Genomic DNA, 18,100 nt, shown 5'->3' with positions numbered 1-18,100 from the left:
GGCCCTGGCAGGAGGGGTTACAGCGTCACAGAGGTAACGTCATGAACCCACAGGGGGCAGCCGAGCAGTCGGCGTCAGTCCTCGGTCTTCCAGGGCAGCAGCGCGGGCGCCGCGGGGCCCACGCGGCTCATGGTGATGCGGGAGACCTCGGAGTGCGCGCGGCGCATCACCAGCGCGGGGAGCTTGTTGGCCCGGCGCTCCATCACCCGGCGCAGGTCCGCCAGCCGCTCCACGTGGCGCTGCGCGGGCACCTCCGCCGAGCCGAGCCGCGCGAGCTTGTAGAGGGCCACGTCAGCGGCCTCCAGCGCCCGCTCCGCGGCGTCCTGGTGACGGCGGCCGAGGGCCTTCCACGCGGCGGCTTCTCCGGCGACCAGGTCCAGTTCGGCGGACACGGCGCGCACGAAGCGACCCGAGTCGCTGTCGGGCAGCACCCGCGTCACCGGCACGCTGATGCGCCGCGTGTCGCCGCGCTCGGAGTAGGACGTGGACACGCCCAGGTTCCACTCCGCATCCCCCAGCATGCCCGAGAAGAGGACACGGCGCGGGAAGGCCTGGGAGATGGCGCCCAGGGTGGCGCTCATGGCGTCGCCTTCCACGCGCGAGGGATAGCGGTGGCGGCAGCGGACGTCGGCGAAGCCCGTGGGCAGCACATGCACGCGCGCGTCGGCGACGACTTCACCGAAGAGCTCGGCGCCCAGCTGGCCCACGGCCATGGGCAAACCTTCCGGGTCATCCACGTGCACGAAGCCGGTGCCGGAGGGGCTGGTGAGGGCCTCCAGGACGTCGGGCAGGTAGTGGCGGCCCAGCCCCAGCGCGTGGAGCATGACGCCGGACTCGGCGATGCGGGCGCCCTGGGTCTTGAACTCGGCGAGCTGCGACGGGCCCACGGAGGGCTCGCCGTCGGTGAGCATCAGCACCTGGGGCCGGGCGCCGGGCACGAGCACGCGGCGGGCGGACTCCGAGGCGCGCTCCACGGCCTCGTGCAGCGCGGTCCCCTCGCCGGACTCCAGGCGCGCGAGCACCTTGAGGAGCTGCGCCCGGGCGTTGGGGTCCATGGCGCGCATGGGGAGGACCTGCTCGGGCTCGGCGTCGAAGGTGAGCAGGCCCAGGTAGTCGCGAGGGCTGGCGCGCTCCACGAGCGCCTGGGCGGCCTGCACCGCGGCGAGCAGCGGCACGCCACGCATGGAGGCGCTGCGATCCAAGGCCAGGTTGATGGCCACGGGCGCGCGGGGGGCGTCGGCGTCGGCTTCCAGGGTGACGAGGAGGAGCACCTCGCGGCCATGTTCGGCGTCACGCTCCACTGCCCAGGCCGTCTGCTTCATACGTACTCCCCCGTGGTCGCACGAGGCATTGTGCCGCGAATCAATCTGCGGGAGCGGGCCGCCCCCGATGCCGGAAGTCTCATGGGCCACAACGCACGGGAGCGGGGGACGCTCACGGGCAGGCTGCGGGGTCTGAGAATGTCGGGAGTCGTGCTTTGGAGCAAGGGGGCCGGCCAGGATGCGGCACACCCACACGGACAGCCCCTCAGGAAGGGGCCGGCTGCCGCAACGCACCGCAGGCCGCACAGTACCGGGCCTGGGGGGTCCGCAGCGGCTTGCCACAGGTGGTGCACGGCGGGCCGAAGAGAATCAGCCGGTGGTGCAGGACGGCGTTGATGTTCGTCTCGCGGAAGCCGGTCAGCCGCTCGTACTCCCGAAGTGCAGGCATGAAAGCGTGCTTGACGGACGAGATGCCTGCCTCGTTACCCTCGAACCACGGCCGCCCATGGCCGCTGGGGATGTTGACGAAGGGATGAAGGAGAGATGACGGGCAGGCAGGCCGCCCATCTTGATGCTGGGCCCGAAGGGCTCACCCCAGGGGAGCCACCACAAGGGCATCCATTGCCCCGGTTACCGCTAGTGCCCCCGCGCGTCCACCGGCCGCGGGGGCCGCGAATCACTCGGCCGCAGCCCAGCCGCCCCACGACTCCTCGGCGTAGCCCCAGCGCCGGCCGGGCGCGCCCTCGTCGGCCCCAGAAGACTCCGCGTCACCGTCCTGCCGCGGATCCACATAAGGCAAACCTTCATCATCCATGTACGTGGTGTCGTCGTGAACCATCGCCGGCTCCTCTGGAGGCCACCCGGGTGAAGGTGGGCATCCCGCTTCGGTCGACCCGGGCTCGCCCCATGCGAGGCCCGCTCCATCATTCGTTGACCGATTTACCGACCATGTTGGGGATGTCGCCTTGCGTTGTAAAGCCCTTGGAGTCTCAAAGTTCTGAGGGCCGTGTAGCCTGTCTGCCTACCTGCCTGCTCTCCAGCGAGGAGTGTTCGTATTTACAGCCAGTTACGAACAGTCAGGCGTCAGACAATGCCCGTGACAATCGCACAAGGTAAGCCCTGGGTCCGAGGAAGGGAACCCCACAGCGGTTTACGCTCAGGTATTTTCAAAGGACGCCTGGACGCCGTCCGCCACTGGTAAATCCGTGCGATGGCCGCTCACTCCCCGGCGGACCCGGGCCGCGTTCTCCAGTGAAGGACACCTGGGGCAGCAGGGTGCTTGATTCGCGAATCACCCCTGTTAGGGTTGAAGTGTACTCAAGAATTGCCGCGACGCGGCAGCCCGGGCCCATCCGCCGCGCCCTAGAGGTCCTCAGAGTCCCATGAGTCCCATCATCACCGGCCTGTTGCTAGCCCTCGCCATTCCCATCTTCGTGATGACCATGTCCGGTCGCGTGGGCGTCCTGCTCGCGATGAAGAAGGAGAACCGGCTCGACAACATTCCCTTCCGCGTGGCGCAGCTGGTGCGCTTCGGCCTTGGCCAGAAGCGACTGGTGGATCCGGAGGAGTTCACGCCGGGCCTGTTCCACGTGCTCATCTACGCGGCCTTCATGGTGCTGGCCGTGCGTACCGTCATGCTCTTCGCCATGGGGTTTTCGACCACGGCGCTGGACGTGCTGACGGACCTGAGCCACCCGTTCTGGGCGGATCAATCCGCGCTGCTCTTCGTCTACAAGGTCTACCTGCTGGCCAAGGACGTGGTCGCCGCGCTGGCCCTGCTGGGCGTGGCCTACTACATCTGGGTCCGCTGGAAGGTGAAGCCGGACCGCCTGACGCCGTCGTGGGAGGCGTACCTCATCCTGTGCTTCATCGGCGGGCTGATGGTCTCCGAGTTCCTGTTCGGCGGCAGCCACATGGTGGCCGCGCACGCCGCGCAGGCGCAGGTGGGCGCCACGCAGGTGCCCCAGTCCCTCGCCGCGCTGGTGTGGTGGGAGCCGTTCACCAGCCTGACGGGCCTGGCGATGATGCCGCTGGGCGCCACCGCGGCGCACGTAGTGGGCGTGGCCGGCTTCTGGGTTCACCTGGTCATCATCCTGGCGTTCCTGAACTTCCTGCCCATCGGCAAGCACTTCCACATCATCACCGGCCTGCCCACCGTCTTCTTCCAGCGCACGCACTCCACCGGCAAGCTGCCCACGCCGGACCTGGAGAAGGAAGAGTTCGGCACCGCCACGGTGAAGGACCTGACGTGGAAGCAGGGCCTGGACCTCTACTCCTGTACGGAGTGTGGCCGCTGCCAGACGCACTGTCCGACGTACATCACCGGCAAGCCGCTCACCCACAAGGGCGTCAACCAGGACCTGAAGCACTGGCTCTGGGACAACGAGCAGTGGGTGGAGGAGGGCTACGGCCCCAATGGCATCAAGGAGCCGCTGCCTGAAATCGTCGGCAGCGCGCTGTCGGCGGAGACGGTGTGGGCGTGCACGAGCTGCGGCTGGTGCGAGCAGGCCTGCCCGGTGTTCATCGAGAACGTGCCGCGCCTCATCGACATGCGCCGCTACCAGGTGCAGGTGAAGGCGGAGTTCCCGCCCGAAATCCAGCGCGTGTTCGAGGGCATCGAGCGCCAGGGCAACCCCTGGGGCCTGGGCCAGGACCGGCGCGACGAGTGGGCGGAGGACCTGGCGCTCCCCACGTGGGGTGACGACGGCGGTCCCTACGAGTACCTCTTCTTCGTGGGCTGCGCGGGCAGCTACGACGACAAGCAGAAGAAGGTCAGCCGCGCGCTGGTGAAGATTCTGCGAGAGGCGGGCGTGAGCTTCGCCACGCTGTCGAAGCAGGAGATGTGCAACGGCGACTCCGCGCGCCGCATGGGCAACGAGTATCTGTTCCAGACGATGGCGAAGACGAACGTCGAGTCGTGGAACTCGATGGGCGTGAAGGCCGTCATCACCCAGTGCCCGCACTGCTTCAACACCATCAAGAACGAGTACCCGGAGTTCGGCGGCGAGTACCGCGTCATCAACCACACGCAGCTCATCAACGAGCTGCTGAAGGAGAAGCGCATCCGGCTCTCCGCGGTGATGAACAGCAAGCTCACCTACCATGACCCCTGCTACCTGGGCCGCCACAACGGCGTCTACGACGCCCCCCGCGAGGTGCTCAACAGCATCCCCGGGCTCGAGGTGGTGGAGATGCAGCGCAGCAAGCGCGAGGGCTTCTGCTGCGGCGCCGGCGGCGGCCGCATGTGGATGGAGGAGCACATTGGCACGCGCATCAACCACAACCGGTTGAACGAGGCCGCGCTGACGCTGAAGCACGCCGAGGACCCGAACACGCCCTACCCCAACGCCGCGGACAAGAAGAAGCCGGGCCAGGTAGGTGACTACAAGGAGAAGGGCGGCAGCGGCATCGTCGCGGTGGCGTGCCCGTTCTGCTCCACGATGCTCTCCGACGCGGTGAACGACACCGGCCGCGAGGAGAACATCAAGATCAAGGACATCACCGAGCTGGTCGCCGACGCGCTGGAGACCAAGAGCGGCGCGGTGGGCACCGTGGCCCCCAGCGCCACGGTGAGCGCCAAGCCGGAATAGTACCAGTGGTGCGGCGGGCCCGCTGAAGGGCCCGCCCGCTTCACTTCACGCAAGGGCCCGGAGGCTTCCACCGTGAAGCCCCGGGCCTTCGCCGTTTCAGGGCTTGCGCTGCTTCTCCGAGCGCAGGACACGCTCCAGCCGCTTGGTGGCGCCGTCGTCTCCCAGCTTGCCGGAGACGTAGGCCCCCGCGGAGGCGAGCTTGCGGCGGAAGCTGTTGTCCGGCGGAGGCGGCGCGTCCAGGCGCAAGTCGGTGATGCCCAGGCCGGAGAGCAGCGTGCGGGCCAGGTCCTGGTCATCCGCGCGCGCGTGAGGCATCAGCCACTGGCAGACCTCGGTGTGCCCGTGCGCGGCGGCCATGATGAGCGCGGACTCGCCGATGCTGTCCGTCAGCTCAGGGTCCGCTCCCGCATCCAGGAGGAGCTGCACCAGGTCCGCTCGCCCCGCGCGGGCCGCGGCCATCAATGGTGTGCGGCCCTCCTCGTCGAAGGGGTTCGGGTCCGCTCCGGCGGACAGGTGGGACTCCACGGCGTCACGGTCGCCCGCCAGCACGGCATCGAAGAGGGACATCGTCAGACCTCCGCGCGGCAGCATCGCGCCTCGCGCTCTGGGACGCCAGTTGCCCCAGGACACATGCCGCCTTACGCCCGGAGCGTCAGTTGATTTCGACCGTGCCGCCCTTGATGCGGTGGGTGCCGGAGGCGCGCGAATCAAGCCCGAATCGCCTCCCCTCGGATGCCCGGCGGGCGGCGCTGGCGCCACCCCACCGGGCCCGAGGTCAGCGGCTCCAGGTCAAATCGGCCCGTAGGACGGTTCCGTGGCGCTGGGCACCGCCAGCGACACCGAGCCCGTGCTCAGGTTCGCGCGGTAGATGCCCGTGTCGCTCCCGCCAGAGCTGATGAGGAAGCCCAGCTGGCTGGCGCCCGTCCAGCTCGGCCACGACTCCTCCGAGCCCGCCCCGCCGCTGGTGACGCGCTGGAGCGCCCCCACGTTCGAGCCCGACAGCTGTCCCACGAAGATGCGCGTGCCACCGGAGGACAGGCGCCCATCCAGTGCCACCTGGGAGCCGTTCGGAGACACCGCCACGCGGTTCTCCACGAACTGCACGCCAGCGCTCAGAAAGGAGTAGGTGATGGTGCCACCGTTGAGCGGCACGTGCGCTAGCTGGTCGAGCTGATTCAGCCCGCTGCCCGCGCCCGCCAGCACTGCGCTCCCGTTGGGCACGAAGGACGGCGCGCCGTAGGCGATGACGTTGTTGGGCGTGAGCTCCTGGAAGCCACTGCCGTCCGTGTTGATGCGCGCCAGCGCCGTCTGGGAGCTGTTGCCAGGCGAGAAGACGAAGACGACGCTGCGCCCGTCCGGGCTGAAGGTGGGCGTGCGGAAGTTGGAGCAGCCGCGCGCGCACGTCGAATCATTCGCCCGGAACAGCGTGGACGGCGTGCCGCCCGAGGTGGGCACCGTCAGCAGCGAGGTGGTGCCGCCGCTGCGCTGGACGAACACCACGCTGCGGCCGTCACGCGACACCGAAGGCCAGTAGGCGCCGCCCACGCTGGTCAGCCGCTGCGGGCTGTTGGCGTCGCCGCCGTCGTCCACCACGTAGACGTTGCGGTCGTCCTCGCGCACGAAGGCGAAGCCGCGGGTGAAGAGGACGCCCCCGATGCCGCCGCCGCCACCGTCGTCCAGGGGCTCGCAGCCCCCCAACATCCCCACCGCCAATACCGCTCCGAGGAACCTCCGCTTGCCCGTCATCGTCGTCACTCCGCTTCCCGGCCGATAGAGAGCCCCGTACTACAGAGCGCACCGGGACTGACGTCAACGCGCCACGGGTGATTCAACGCACGGTCGAGGTCAGCGGTTGAGCTTCTGGAGCTCGTTGCGGCAGAGGTTGCAGAGCGACAGCTGCTTGCGGTCACAGTCCTGCGGCGTCTGCGCGAAGAACATCACGCACCGCGGGTCCTCGCAGTAGGACAACCCGAGCAGGTGTCCCGCCTGGTGCACCACCTCCACCTGCGCGCGGCGCCGCAACGTATCGCTGGCGGCGCCCTGGGCCAGGCGATGGAGGCTCATCACCGCCGTCTTCGATTCGCGGTCCGCTTCCCCAAAGACGAAGGGCGAGTCCGGGACGAAGAGGTCCACGTCGGAGATGCCCAACACGGCGAACTGGCCGGGCTCCAGCATGGGCGTCAGCCGCCGCATGATGGCGTTGCAGTGGTACTGGCCACGGTCCTTGTTGAAGGCGTAGGCGGGCGTCGGCAATACCGTCTTCGACACCACGGCCGCGACACCCATTTGCGCCGCCAGCGGGTCCTGCCAGTCCCTCAAGAGAGAGGCTGGCGGGCTACCCACGGAGACCAGAAGGAGTGTCTTCTGCGGCATCGGCCCACCGTCCTTCATGCACGGGACGGACGCTTGGCTACCGCGTCCCCCCGGAGCGGAGTGGCTGGGGCGCAAGGATTCGAACCTTGATACTCAGAGTCAAAGTCTGATGTCCTGCCATTAGACGACGCCCCAGCAGGTTCTCTCGTGTACTTCTGGTGTCCGAGTGTACGGCATCCCGACGGGTGCGGGGAACTCCCCTGACGCGGTTCCCTGCAATGTCAGCCACTGGACCCCTCGCCCGAGCCTCGATAACGGCTGGAGCCGGGCGCATTGTCGCTCTCCCTTTACACCTGGAGTAAAGCCGCCCCCGGATTTTCGCCAGGGGCGGCCTTCCCGGTCAGCCCTTGAGGACGGCGAGCGGCGTGAGGCGCAGGAGCGGCCGGACGAGGTCGGCCTCGTCCTCCAGCACCTCGGTGATGTCGCGGTAGGCGGCGGGCGCCTCCTCCACCAGGGCGGCGGTGCGCCCCTTGTCGTACACCACGCGGCGCAGCACGTGCTCCAGCGCCGCCGGGCGGATGCGCGCCCGCGCCTCTGAACGGGTGAGGACACGGCCCGCCCCGTGTGAGCAGGAGCGGAAGGCACGCGGCTCGCCCCGGCCCTCCACGACGTAGGATGCCGTGCCCATGGAACCCGGGATGAGCCCGCGCTGGCCGGCCTGGAGTCCCACCGCGCCCTTGCGGTGGACCCACAGCAGGCGGCCCCCGTGCTCCTCTTGAGCGACGTGGTTGTGGTGCACATCCACGACCGACGTGGTGTCAGCGGCCACGCCCAGGGCTTCCTCCAGGACGTCCAGCGCGCGAGCGGCGATGGCCTCCCGGTTGGCGAGCGCGAAGCGGCAGGCCCACTGCGTGTCGGCGAGGCAGGCGGCGCCCTCGGCGGTGTGGATGCTCAGGGCCGGCAAGCCGCCCTCCCCGAGCGCCCGGGCCACCCGTCCGTGGTGGTCCGCGATGGCCGCGCCGACGCCCCGGGAGCCGGTGTGCAGCAGCAGCCAGAGGGCCCCGTCCGCATCCCGGTCCAGTTCGAGGAAGTGGTTGCCGCCCCCGAGCGTCCCCAGGTGTCTGGGCGCCAGCCGCTCCCAGGCATGGCGCAGCTTCTGGGTGGACAGGGGCGGTGACTCCAGCGCCGGGGGCAATGACAGCCCCCGGCCCCGGTGGACGGCGTCACCCACGGGGATGCGGTCGGCCAACTGAGACAGCACGAGCTCCAGCACGTCCCGTCCGGGAAGGCCCGAGGTGAGTGGGAAACGCCAGGCGCCCACGCCGCAGCCCAGGTCTCCGCCCAGCGCCCCCGGTACGACGTGGTGCTCGGTGGCGAAGACGGTGCCCACTGCGATGCCGGAAGCGACGTGGAGGTCCGGCATGGCGGCCACGTGCTCCACGACATAGGGCTGGGAGGCGATGTGACGCAGCTGCTTCTCCGCGCCGGGAGGCAGCGCTCGAGCCCAGACGAGGATGGGCCTGCAGCCCGGTGCGGGCGGAAGGAGACGGGGCATCATGACTCGCCCTCCTCCGCCGCTCCGGGCGTGTGCTCCGAGACGCCGATGTAGATGAAACGAAGCTGCGGCACGCGCTTGAGGTCGAGATGCTCCGCGAGCTGCGAGCGCAGGTAGCCGCTGGCGCCTTCGAGCGCCGCCTGCAGGGGACGAAGGCCGGCAGCCGCGGCTTCGGGCGTGACGGTGTAGCCGATGCGAACGAGGCGGCCGTCCGGCGACAGCTCGAAGGACGTCAGCGCGACGCCTTCGAGCCTCGGGTCGGACAGCTCCCCCCGGAAGGTGCGGGAGACTTCCTGGGACAGATGGGACTGCACGCGCAGATGGCGCGATGACGAGGTACGGCGATTCCTGGAAGAGGACATGAGAGGACGAACGGTTCCCAGAAGGCCGCGCGTGCCCCTCGTGCGCTCCCGGCTTCAAGCCGTGAGCGACGCACGAGACACACGCCGGCCCATTGCGCGGAGGCAAAGGCTCCGCGCACATGCCGAATCCAAGGCCCTGGAAGCGCGCTCCGTCCCGCTCAGCGAGGGAGGCGACCCACCCGGTTCAGCACATTCAGCGCGAAGCGACCCGAGACTCCATTCAAGACACGTCCCATGGCACACCTCCCGCCGCGTGCGTGACTCCCGCGCGGACCGTGATGCTGCGCAGGCAAGGTGTGACCGCCACCCTACCCACGTCAAGCGACAGCCCCGGACGGCGGGACGCGGGCAGACCTGACAGCCAGCCACCCCTCGGGCCCGTGCCCTGTGTCCGGTGTCGGCGGGTGACCACCCTCACTTTCCAGCAGCGGACGTGCGTCTCAACGCGGCCGTGGGCATGGCCCGCCGTCGCGCTACGCAGCGAGCACGAGGTGAAGGCACATGGCGGAAGCGTTCGACGTGGTGGTGATTGGGGCGGGCCCCGCGGGTGAAGTCGCCGGTGCGCGCGCCGCGGAGGCCGGGCTGTCGGTGGCGCTGGTGGAGCATGAGCTGCTCGGAGGTGAGTGCTCGTACTGGGCCTGCATCCCCAGCAAGGCCTTGCTGCGTCCGGGAGAAGTCAGGTGGCTGGCGGAGCATGCCGCCGGCGTGCGCGAGAAGCTCCAGGAGGGCATCGACGCGCGCGCGGTGCTGGACCACCGGAATTCGATGGTCAGCAACTACCAGGACGACTCCCAGGTGAAGTGGGCCGAGGACGCGAAGCTGAAGGTGGTGCGGGGCACCGGCAAGCTCACGGGCCCGCGCAAGGTGCGCGTGGAGAACAAGGACGGCGCCGTGCGGGAGCTGGAGGCCCGCAAGGCCGTGGTGCTGGCCACTGGCAGCCGGCCGCGCATCCCGGACATCCCGGGGCTGAAAGACGCCCAGCCCTGGGACAACCGCCAGGGCACTGCGGCCAGGCAGGCGCCCAAGCGGCTGGTGGTGCTGGGCGGCGGCGCCGTCGCGGTGGAGCTGGCCCAGGCGTGGCGCTCGCTGGGCTCCGAGGTGACGCTGGTGCAGCGCGGAAAGGGATTGCTGTCCCGGGCGGAGCCCTTCGCCGGAGAGCAGGTGGCCCAGGCGCTGCGGGACGCCGGCGTGCGCGTGCTGCTGGGAATGAACGTGTCGCGCGTCCAGCGGCCCGGCGGCAAGGGCGAGGTGACGGTGACGCTGTCCAATGGAGAGCAGGTCGTCGCGGACGAAGTCCTGGTGGCCATGGGCCGCGTGCCCCGCACGGAGGGACTCGGGCTGGAGACGGTGGGGCTCGTGGGCGGCAAGCCCGTGGAGGTGGATGACCAGCTCCGCGCGAAGGGCGTGGACGGCGGCTGGCTCTACGCGTGCGGCGACACCAACGGCCGCAACCTCCTCACCCACATGGGCAAGTACCAGGCCCGCATGGTGGGCGACGTCATCGCGGGCAAGCAGGCAAGGGCCTGGGCGGACGCGAAGGCCACCCCGCAAGTCGTCTTCACCCACCCGCAGGTGGCCAGCGTGGGCCTCACCGAGGCCAAGGCGCGCGAGGCCGGGCTGCCGGTGCGCACGGTGGAGAAGCAGCTCCAGGACGTGCCCGGCACGTCGCTGGTGGGCAAGGGCCTCACTGGCACCGTGAAGTGGGTGGTGGACGAGAAGCGCCGGGTGCTCGTGGGCGCCACGTTCACCGGGCCGGAGGTGGGTGAGATGCTCCACGCGGCCACCATCGCCGTGGCAGGGGAGGTGCCGCTCGACACGCTGTGGCACTCGGTGCCGTCGTTCCCCACCATGAGCGAGGTGTGGTTGAAGCTGCTGGAGGCGTACGGCCTCTAGCCCGCCGCCCCTCCGTTGCGTGCGCGGGGGTGGGCGTGGAATGGTGCCGCTGCCCACCCCACCCCTCCCTACTGATGACCGCCGTCGCCCCGGGGCCCTCCCGCTCCGAATCCCCCCCACCGGCCGCGGGTGAGGGGACATCCCTTGAAGTGCGTGCGCCCTGGGCGCGCTGGGCCTGGTGGCTCGTGCTGGCCGTCCTCGCCGTGGCCGCTGTCGCCGTGGGTCAGCATCCCCGCAGGGGCGTGGACTTCCGCGTCTACCTCATGGCGGCGGAGCGGTTCTGGGAAGCCACGGACATCTACCGCCTGTCCGACGGCACCATGCCGTTCAAGTACGCGCCCATCACCGCGCCCCTCTTCCTTCCCTTCACCCTGCTCCCCGCGCGCGCCGCCGTGGCCCTGTGGAACCTGGGCTCCATCGCCGCGCTCGCCGCAGTGGCCCGCCTCACCATGCGCGCCACGCCTTCGTCGGGGGAAGCCACGCCCTGGGCCTGGGCGCCCGCGCTGACGACGCTGGCCCTGCTGCCGTCCTTCACCTTCGAGCTGTTCTACGGCCAGGTGGACGCCGTCATCCTGCTGCTCATCCTCCTGTCCACGCTCGGCGCCGAACGCGGACAGGTGTGGCGCCCCGGCGCCGCCTTCGCCGTCGCCTTCCTGCTCAAGCCGCCCGCCGCCCTCGTCGGCCTCTTCTTCCTGTGGCGCCGGCATTGGCGCGTCATCGGCGCCACCGCGGTGGTGGGACTGGTGCTCACCCTGCCTACGCTCGCCCGCTACGGCTGGGACGGCACGCTGGTCCAGTTCCAGCTCTGGAGCGACACGCTGGCGCGCACCACGCCGCCCTGGGCGCTCCAGTCTAACACCCAGGGCCTGCCCACCGTGCTGCTGGCGCTGGTGTACCCGCCCGACACCGTGGTGCCCCCCGGTGACATGTCCCTGGCGCAGGCCGTGGCCATGGTCCTGTTCGTCGCCGCCGTCGTGTGGGCAAGACCCGGGCCAGCGGACCTCATCGCCGTGTGTTGCCTGGGTGTCACCCTGCTGTCACCGCTGGCGTGGCGCGCGAACTACGTGCTGGCCTGGCCGTTGATCCGTGCCGCGGTGGAGAGCCGCCACCGGCCCAACCTGGTGCTGGTGGCGCTCATCGCCCTCACGGGTGTCCTCGTCTCCGACTCGGGACTGGGCGCGGAATGGAGCCGCCACGTCCTCCTGTGGCGCCCCTTCGCGCTCGTCTACACGGCGCTGCTGATCGCCCTGCTGTCGCAGATGCGCCGCATGGGCGCACCGCGAGCGGTGGTGGACGCCGACGCCGTGTCACGCCTGCCACGTTGCTTTGGTGGCGGGCTCGCGCCGTGACGCTTCCGACAAGTTGATGGAAGCAAAGTGTCACGGGCCCCGGACAGGCCCGACACATGGCGTCGCTATATGCGCGTCCAGTCATGTTCGAGACCTTCGACAGCGGCCCGGACGTCCAATCGGCGCGGCGGTTCGCGCTCTCCACTACGGCGTCCGTCGCCGTGTTCGCGCTGATGGGCATCGCCGCCATCACCGCGGCCGGCAAGGTGACGGAAGTCATCAAAGAGAAGAAGGGCACGGACGTGGTGTTCCGTCCGCCGCCCCCTCCTCCGCCACCACCCGTGGTCGAGGCGAAGCCGCCGCCTCCGCCCTCTCCTCCTCCCAAGCCGAAGCTGGCGCCCAAGGCCGCGCCGCCCGCCGCCGCGAAGGCGCCGCCTCCGGCCGCGCCCACCGTGGCCCCCGCGCCCATCGTCGTTCCCAAGGAAGTGCCGCTGGAGAAGCCGCCCGAGGCCGCGACGGAGACGGTGGCCGCCGCGCCCATCGCCGTGGGTGGCACCGGCGCGCTCGTTCCCGGTGGCGTGGTGGGCGGCGTCCCCGGCGGTGACACGCTCGCCGGCGGTGGCGGCCGCGTCGCGCCCATCAACCTTCCGGAGTCCGGCACGCCGCCAGAGCCCCTCTCCTCCAACCTCACGCCGGAATACCCCTCCGAGGCCCGCTCCAAGGGCCTGGAAGGCATGGTCATCCTCAAGGGCGTGGTGGGCGTGGATGGCCGCGTCACCCAGCTGAAGGTGATGCGCGGCGACGAGCCCTTCGCCAGCGCGGCCATGGCCGCCGCGAAGACGTGGCGCTTCAAGCCCGCAGTCGTCGGCGGTCAGCCCACGGCGGTGTTCCGCATCTTCAAGGTTCCGTTCCGTCTCAAGTCGTAAGCCGAAAAGGCCTCACCCGCACCTGCCCCCCAGGAGCAACCCGTCATGAATTTCAATCTCAGGGACATCTACAACCACATGGGTGTGTTCGCGCTGGGCATCGCGTGGACCCTCATCCTCTTCGCCGTCGCGTCCCTCGCGGTGTTCTTCGAACGCCTCTTCGTCTTCTTCCGCTCGCGCTCCATCTCCAAGCGCTTCGCGTCCCGCGCCGGTCCGCTCCTCACCCAGCACCAGCACGAAGCGCTGGTGAAGGAGGCGGAGGCCACCAAGGGCAGCCACCTGGCCATGCTGCTGGGCGGAGGCATGAAGCACTTCCTGGCCAGGTCCCGCGTGCCAGCCGGCAAGCTGGGCCCGGTGGAGCTCACGCGCCGTGAGCTGGTGCGCATCAACGAGCGCGTCAGCGCGGACGTGCGCCGCGGCATGTCCGTGCTCGCCACCGTCGGCTCGGTGGCGCCCTTCGTCGGTCTGCTCGGCACGGTGGTGGGCATCATCGAGGCCTTCGCCGGCATCGCCAAGGAAGGCTCCGGCGGCCTGGGCGCGGTGTCCGCCGGTATCGCCGAGGCGCTCGTCGTCACGGCCCTGGGTCTGCTCGTCGCCATCCCCGCGGTGCTGATGTTCAACTTCCTCTCCACCCGCGCCGACTCGCTCCAGCTCTCCCTGGACGCCGCGCGGAGCGAGTTCATGGACTACCTGGAGGACCTGGGGCCGCAGAAGCCCGCCGCCGTCAACGGCGCGGCGGTGGCCACGGGCCCGGAGCTGGCTGCTCGCAAGGAGTCCCGCGATGTCCACCCCGCGTAGGAGCCTGACGCCGGAGATGAACGTGACGCCCCTGGTGGACGTGGTGCTCGTCCTCCTCATCATCTTCATGGTCGTCACGCCCCAGATTGAGTCCGGCGCCGCGGTGGAGCTGCCCACCGCGACGAACCCGGACAAGGAGAACAAGGAGCTGACGCCCACCACGGTGAGCCTGTCCGCGACCGGGGCCTTCTTCCTGGACCGCAAGGAGCTCAAGCGCGACGCGCTCATGGCCGAGCTGAAGGCCGTGCGCGCGAAGGACCCGGACTCGCCCGTGGTGCTCAAGGCCGACCGGGGCGTGCGCTACTCCGAGGTGCGCGGCCTCTTCAAGGCGATGCAGGAGCTGGGCTTCCCCGGCATCAACCTGCAGGTCGTCGACAAACAGAAGAAATAGGAGCGCACGCCATGGCATTCGACCTTGGAGGCGGAAAGGGCGGCATCCGCCCGGCGATGAACGTGACGCCCCTGGTGGACGTGGTGCTCGTCCTCCTCATCATCTTCATGGTCGTCACCCCGCTGATGACCAAGCAGATGTGGATGACGGTGCCCGCCAAGGGCGATGACCAGGAGGCCCCTCCGCCTCCTCCCGATGCACGGCCACCGGTGGTCCTCACGGTGGACAAGTCCGGCGTGCTGCGAATCAACCGGGAAGAAGTGCCCCGCGACCAGGTCGTGGCCCGGCTCCAGCGCATGCTCAACGCGCGCCCGGACAAGATTGTGTTCTTCGACGCCAGTGATGATGTGCCGTACGGCGCCGCCATGGACGTGCTGGACCTCGCGCGAGGCGGGGACATCACTGTCGGTGTGCTGCCGGACAAGCTCGCGGATTGATGCAGTGCCGCGGCGGACCGTGACACCAAGTTTGCGGTCCGCCGCCTGAATCGTCACAGCCCCTTCATCCAGATGCCATGCGTGTCGCGTTCTCTACGCGCACCTCGGCAAGGAGTGTCGTGTTGTCTCGCACTGCCCCCTTGCGCGCCATTTTGGCTGCGCTTGTCATGACAGCTACGCCCGTGTTCGCACAGGCGCCCGGCGTTCCGGGCTCGGCTCCCGCTCCCGCGGTCGACCCCGTCACGCAACCTCTTCCCCCATCCGAGGAAACCCAACCGTCGCAGCCGAAGGACACCGCGACGCATCCGTCTGGGATTGCCGCTCCGCCCACCGCGGCTGATCCTTCCGTGCAGCAGCCGGGCACCGTGACGCCGCCGACGGCCGCGCCCCCCGGCACCGAGACCGCGCCGACCGCGCAGCAGCCGCGCGTCACGCCATCGCCCACCGCACAGCAGCCGGGCACCGAGGCGTTGCCGACGGCGCAGCAGCCCGGCACCGAAGCCGACCCCACCGCGCAGCAGCCCGCGGCGCCGGTCGATGAGTCCATGGAGGGCATGAGCGACGACGAGGCGATGCTGGCCGAGTCCTCCGTGCCGCCCCCGGGCTTCACTGGCATCCACGGCCGCGTGACGGACGAAGCCAACGGCGAGGGCCTCATCGAGGCCACCGTGAAGGTCGTGACGGGCGCCCAGAAGCAGGTGCTCACCGACCTGGACGGCTTCTACCGGGTCGCGCTGCCGCCCGGAAAGTACGACCTGCGCGTCTTCTATGACGTGTACCAGGGCCGCCGCATCACCGGCGTCGTGGTGACGAAGGGCAAGGCGACGAAGCTGGACATCGCGCTCGGCGCGGACGAAGGCGCGGTGCAGGAAGTCGTCGTCGAGGCCCGCGCGGACCGCCGGGCCGAGGGCGCGCTGCTCCAGGAGCGCAAGAAGGCCGCCGCCGTGTCGGACGCCATCAGCGCGCAGGAAATCGCGCGAACGCCGGACTCCAGCGCCTCCGACGCGGTGAAGCGCGTGGTGAGCGCCACGGTGGTGGACGGCCGCTACGTGCTGCTGCGCGGCCTGGGTGGCCGCTACAGCACCACGCTGCTCAACGGCGCGCTGCTGCCCAGCACCGAGCCGGACGAGCCCAGCGTCCCGCTGGACATCTTCCCCACCAGCCTGCTCGCCAACCTCAACGTGGTGAAGAGCTACACACCGGACCTCCCCGGCACCTTCGCCGGCGGCACGCTGCTCATCGAAACCAACTCCTACCCGAGCGAGTTCGAGCTCAAGCCGCGCATCAGCCTGGGCGGCGACTCCGAGACGACGTTCCGCGAGCGCAACAGCCAGGCCCAGGGCGGCTTCGGTGAGAACCTGGGCTTCCCCGGCGGGAGCCGCCAGCTCCCCAACGCGATTCCGCGCGACAGCGGCCTGGGGATGTCGGGCGAGTCCAGCGACGTGCTGGAGCAGCAGTACCGCAGCTTCCCCAACATCTGGCAGGCGCGCCGCACCACCGCGCTGCCCAACATGGGCCTGGGCGTGTCCATGGGCGACACCCTGCGCTTCGGCAACAGCCGGCTGGGCTACCTGGCCAGCGCCAACTACGGTCACCGCGACGGCGTGCAGGAGGGCACCTTCGCCCGTACCGACCGCGACGAGACGGGCGCGCTCAACGCCCGCGACGCGGCCCGCAGCACGCAGGGCTTCGAGACGGCCAGCCTCAGCGGCCTGGGCAGCGTCGGCTTCCAGTTGGACCGCGACAACGAGCTGACCTGGTTCGGCCTCTACACCCGCGGCACCGACACCCGCACGTTCACCGCGCGCGGAAGCAACATCGTCCGCGGTGAGAGCTACGAGAGCACGCGCCTGCAGTTCGTCAGCCGGCAGCTCTTCTTCAACCAGCTCCGAGGCTTCCACCGCCTGGGTCTGCTGGGGGACGCGGAGCTGGATTGGCAGGCCAACCTGTCCCGCGTGGACCGCGACGAGCCCGACACCCGCGACACCCTCTACAGCGACAACCTCTCCGCGCCGTCGGGCACGCCCACCTTCCCCAACCAGCCCAACAGCGGCGAGCGCTTCTTCGCCGAGCTGGGCGAGACGTCCACGGGCGGCAGCGTCAACGTCACCGTCCCCCTCTCTGCCATCCGGCTGAAGGTGGGCGGGCTCACCCAGGTGTCCTTCCGTGACTTCGGTGCCCGCCGCTTCCGCTACCTGCTGGGCAGCACGCCGGTGGACCGCACGCTCCCTCCCGAGCAGCTCTTCGCCCCGGAGAACCTGGGCACCGGAATCCGCGTGCGTGAGAACACCCGGCCGGATGATGCCTATGACGCGTACCTCGGCATCTTCGCCGGCTATGCGTCCGCAGACGTCCAGCCGACGGCCGCCCTCCGCCTGGTGGGCGGCCTGCGCGTGGAGTCCTCCACCCAGCAGCTCACGCTGAAGGACCCGTTCACCGGCGCCTCCGGCACGGAGAACCGCTCCGAGTACATGAACCTGCTGCCGGCCTTCAACGCCATCTACGCGCTGACGCCCACCGTGAACGTGCGCGCCGGCTACAGCTACACGCTGGCGCGGCCCACCTTCCGCGAGCTGGCGCCGTTCATCTACTTCGACTTCGTGCGCCGCCGGAACGTGTCCGGCAACCCGGACCTGCTCCAGACGCGCATCCACAACATCGACGCGCGCGTCGAGTGGTTCGCGGGTGAGAACGAAGTCCTGGCCGCCAGCGCCTTCTACAAGCGCTTCCAGGACCCCATCGAACGCGTCATCCGCAACCCCGAGTCGGGGGACCTCAGCTTCGAGAACGCCGCGGGTGCCAACACCTACGGCCTGGAGCTGGAGGCGCGTGCGTCGCTGGCCCGCCTCACGGAGACGCTGAAGGCCGTGCGCGTGGGCGCCAACCTCACGCTCATCCAGTCCGACGTAGACCTGGGTGACCCCAACGTGGTGGGCGCGCAGACGAACCGGAACCGTCCCCTCCAGGGCCAGTCCCCGTACGTCATCAACCTCAACGTCGGCTACTCGCGCCCCGAAAGCGGCACCGAGCTGACCGTCCTCTACAACGTGTACGGCCGCCGCATCAGCGAAGTGGGCGTCCAGGGCCTGCCGGACATCTACGAAGTGCCCTTCCACCGCGTGGACATCTCGCTGACCCAGCAGCTCGGCTCGGCGCAACTCAAGCTCACCGCGGCCAACCTCCTCAACTCGAGCGTCACCCTCCGCCAGGAGTCGGTGGACGTGCAGACGTACAAACCCGGCGTCGCCTTCAGCGCGTCGCTGGGCTGGTCCCTCTAACCCGCA

Annotated in this window: 16 protein-coding genes and 1 tRNA gene; 8 read left to right on the top strand and 9 right to left on the bottom strand. The window is 69.8% G+C overall.

Translation table 11 applies throughout. The annotated features are described in order from the left end of the window. Nucleotides 1–74: 74 nt before the first annotated feature. From OZ403_RS01360 to OZ403_RS01350, 3 genes are all read right to left on the bottom strand, one after another. Entirely contained in the window at nt 75–1,322 is a 1,248-nt protein-coding gene (locus OZ403_RS01360; protein ID WP_174258598.1) for a vWA domain-containing protein, read from the bottom strand. 205 nt (nt 1,323–1,527) lie between these two features. Further along, nucleotides 1,528–1,710 carry a hypothetical protein gene (locus OZ403_RS01355; protein ID WP_140786738.1) on the bottom strand — a complete coding sequence of 61 codons (183 nt, stop codon included), beginning with the start codon at nt 1,708–1,710 and terminating at the stop codon, nt 1,528–1,530. A 228-nt stretch (nt 1,711–1,938) separates the two neighbouring features. Further along, nucleotides 1,939–2,100: a hypothetical protein gene (locus tag OZ403_RS01350; protein WP_174258597.1), complete on the bottom strand. Its 162-nt coding sequence runs from the start codon at nt 2,098–2,100 to the stop codon at nt 1,939–1,941. Between the two features lie 544 nt (nt 2,101–2,644). Between OZ403_RS01350 and OZ403_RS01345 the strand changes: the two genes are divergently transcribed. Next, nucleotides 2,645–4,852 (top strand): (Fe-S)-binding protein, encoded by a 2,208-nt coding sequence (locus OZ403_RS01345; protein WP_140786737.1) that lies wholly within the window; start codon nt 2,645–2,647, stop codon nt 4,850–4,852. Between the two features lie 96 nt (nt 4,853–4,948). Here the strand turns inward: OZ403_RS01345 and OZ403_RS01340 are convergent, their stop codons facing one another. The 6 genes from OZ403_RS01340 to OZ403_RS01315 form a co-directional block, all read right to left on the bottom strand. Next, the gene (locus OZ403_RS01340; protein WP_171410342.1) at nt 4,949–5,419 is read right to left on the bottom strand and encodes an ankyrin repeat domain-containing protein; all 471 of its coding nucleotides are present in this window, start codon (nt 5,417–5,419) and stop codon (nt 4,949–4,951) included. Nucleotides 5,420–5,641: 222 nt separating this feature from the next. Then, entirely contained in the window at nt 5,642–6,607 is a 966-nt protein-coding gene (locus OZ403_RS01335) for a PD40 domain-containing protein (RefSeq protein WP_140786735.1), read from the bottom strand. 90 nt (nt 6,608–6,697) lie between these two features. Continuing rightward, nucleotides 6,698–7,225, bottom strand: a complete 528-nt coding sequence (locus OZ403_RS01330; protein ID WP_140786734.1) for a non-proteolytic archaemetzincin-like protein — start codon at nt 7,223–7,225, stop codon at nt 6,698–6,700. 61 nt (nt 7,226–7,286) lie between these two features. Continuing rightward, a tRNA-Gln gene (locus OZ403_RS01325) sits at nt 7,287–7,360 on the bottom strand. A gap of 205 nt (nt 7,361–7,565) precedes the next feature. Further along, on the bottom strand, nt 7,566–8,723 hold the full coding sequence (locus tag OZ403_RS01320; protein WP_268783290.1) for an RtcB family protein: 1,158 nt from the start codon (nt 8,721–8,723) through the stop codon (nt 7,566–7,568). Next, on the bottom strand, nt 8,720–9,082 hold the full coding sequence (locus tag OZ403_RS01315) for a ribosome-binding factor A (RefSeq protein WP_090490908.1): 363 nt from the start codon (nt 9,080–9,082) through the stop codon (nt 8,720–8,722). Before OZ403_RS01315 ends, OZ403_RS01320 begins: the two co-directional genes overlap by 4 nt. Before the next feature lie 501 nt (nt 9,083–9,583). Here OZ403_RS01315 and OZ403_RS01310 point away from each other — a divergent pair. The 7 genes from OZ403_RS01310 (at nt 9,584) to OZ403_RS01280 (ending at nt 18,094) form a co-directional block, all read left to right on the top strand. Further along, entirely contained in the window at nt 9,584–10,975 is a 1,392-nt protein-coding gene (locus tag OZ403_RS01310) for a dihydrolipoyl dehydrogenase family protein (RefSeq protein WP_268783289.1), read from the top strand. Nucleotides 10,976–11,004: 29 nt separating this feature from the next. Then, nucleotides 11,005–12,324: a glycosyltransferase family 87 protein gene (locus OZ403_RS01305; protein ID WP_140786730.1), complete on the top strand. Its 1,320-nt coding sequence runs from the start codon at nt 11,005–11,007 to the stop codon at nt 12,322–12,324. Between the two features lie 83 nt (nt 12,325–12,407). Then, complete coding sequence (locus OZ403_RS01300) at nt 12,408–13,190, top strand: energy transducer TonB (protein WP_268783288.1); 783 nt, start codon at nt 12,408–12,410, stop codon at nt 13,188–13,190. Between the two features lie 45 nt (nt 13,191–13,235). Next, nucleotides 13,236–13,988 carry a MotA/TolQ/ExbB proton channel family protein gene (locus OZ403_RS01295; protein ID WP_140786728.1) on the top strand — a complete coding sequence of 251 codons (753 nt, stop codon included), beginning with the start codon at nt 13,236–13,238 and terminating at the stop codon, nt 13,986–13,988. Further along, nucleotides 13,972–14,379, top strand: coding sequence for an ExbD/TolR family protein (locus tag OZ403_RS01290; protein WP_140796967.1), 408 nt, complete (start codon nt 13,972–13,974; stop codon nt 14,377–14,379). The genes OZ403_RS01295 and OZ403_RS01290 overlap by 17 nt, the downstream gene beginning before the upstream one ends. An 11-nt stretch (nt 14,380–14,390) precedes the next feature. After that, on the top strand, nt 14,391–14,816 hold the full coding sequence (locus tag OZ403_RS01285; protein WP_140786726.1) for an ExbD/TolR family protein: 426 nt from the start codon (nt 14,391–14,393) through the stop codon (nt 14,814–14,816). Nucleotides 14,817–14,893: 77 nt separating this feature from the next. Beyond that, the gene (locus tag OZ403_RS01280) at nt 14,894–18,094 is read left to right on the top strand and encodes a TonB-dependent receptor (protein ID WP_268783287.1); all 3,201 of its coding nucleotides are present in this window, start codon (nt 14,894–14,896) and stop codon (nt 18,092–18,094) included. Nucleotides 18,095–18,100: the final 6 nt, after the last annotated feature.

It is taken from the genome of Myxococcus sp. NMCA1, assembly GCF_026810205.1.
Lineage (GTDB): Bacteria > Myxococcota > Myxococcia > Myxococcales > Myxococcaceae > Myxococcus > Myxococcus xanthus_A.
Note: the sequence above shows the minus strand (reverse complement) of the source record. Positions and strands in the feature narration are given on the sequence as shown.

What these genes read in the sequence shown, in the direction of transcription:
- OZ403_RS01330 (WP_140786734.1), bottom strand. Translation starts at nt 7,225, where the DNA reads ATGCCGCAGAAGACACTCCTTCTGGTCTCCGTGGGTAGCCCGCCAGCC.
- OZ403_RS01310 (WP_268783289.1), top strand. Translation starts at nt 9,584, where the DNA reads ATGGCGGAAGCGTTCGACGTGGTGGTGATTGGGGCGGGCCCCGCGGGT.
- OZ403_RS01360 (WP_174258598.1), bottom strand. Translation starts at nt 1,322, where the DNA reads ATGAAGCAGACGGCCTGGGCAGTGGAGCGTGACGCCGAACATGGCCGC.
- OZ403_RS01320 (WP_268783290.1), bottom strand. Translation starts at nt 8,723, where the DNA reads ATGATGCCCCGTCTCCTTCCGCCCGCACCGGGCTGCAGGCCCATCCTC.
- OZ403_RS01290 (WP_140796967.1), top strand. Translation starts at nt 13,972, where the DNA reads ATGTCCACCCCGCGTAGGAGCCTGACGCCGGAGATGAACGTGACGCCC.
- OZ403_RS01315 (WP_090490908.1), bottom strand. Translation starts at nt 9,082, where the DNA reads ATGTCCTCTTCCAGGAATCGCCGTACCTCGTCATCGCGCCATCTGCGC.
- OZ403_RS01355 (WP_140786738.1), bottom strand. Translation starts at nt 1,710, where the DNA reads ATGCCTGCACTTCGGGAGTACGAGCGGCTGACCGGCTTCCGCGAGACG.
- OZ403_RS01345 (WP_140786737.1), top strand. Translation starts at nt 2,645, where the DNA reads ATGAGTCCCATCATCACCGGCCTGTTGCTAGCCCTCGCCATTCCCATC.
- OZ403_RS01340 (WP_171410342.1), bottom strand. Translation starts at nt 5,419, where the DNA reads ATGTCCCTCTTCGATGCCGTGCTGGCGGGCGACCGTGACGCCGTGGAG.
- OZ403_RS01295 (WP_140786728.1), top strand. Translation starts at nt 13,236, where the DNA reads ATGAATTTCAATCTCAGGGACATCTACAACCACATGGGTGTGTTCGCG.
- OZ403_RS01280 (WP_268783287.1), top strand. Translation starts at nt 14,894, where the DNA reads ATGCGTGTCGCGTTCTCTACGCGCACCTCGGCAAGGAGTGTCGTGTTG.
- OZ403_RS01350 (WP_174258597.1), bottom strand. Translation starts at nt 2,100, where the DNA reads ATGGTTCACGACGACACCACGTACATGGATGATGAAGGTTTGCCTTAT.
- OZ403_RS01300 (WP_268783288.1), top strand. Translation starts at nt 12,408, where the DNA reads ATGTTCGAGACCTTCGACAGCGGCCCGGACGTCCAATCGGCGCGGCGG.
- OZ403_RS01285 (WP_140786726.1), top strand. Translation starts at nt 14,391, where the DNA reads ATGGCATTCGACCTTGGAGGCGGAAAGGGCGGCATCCGCCCGGCGATG.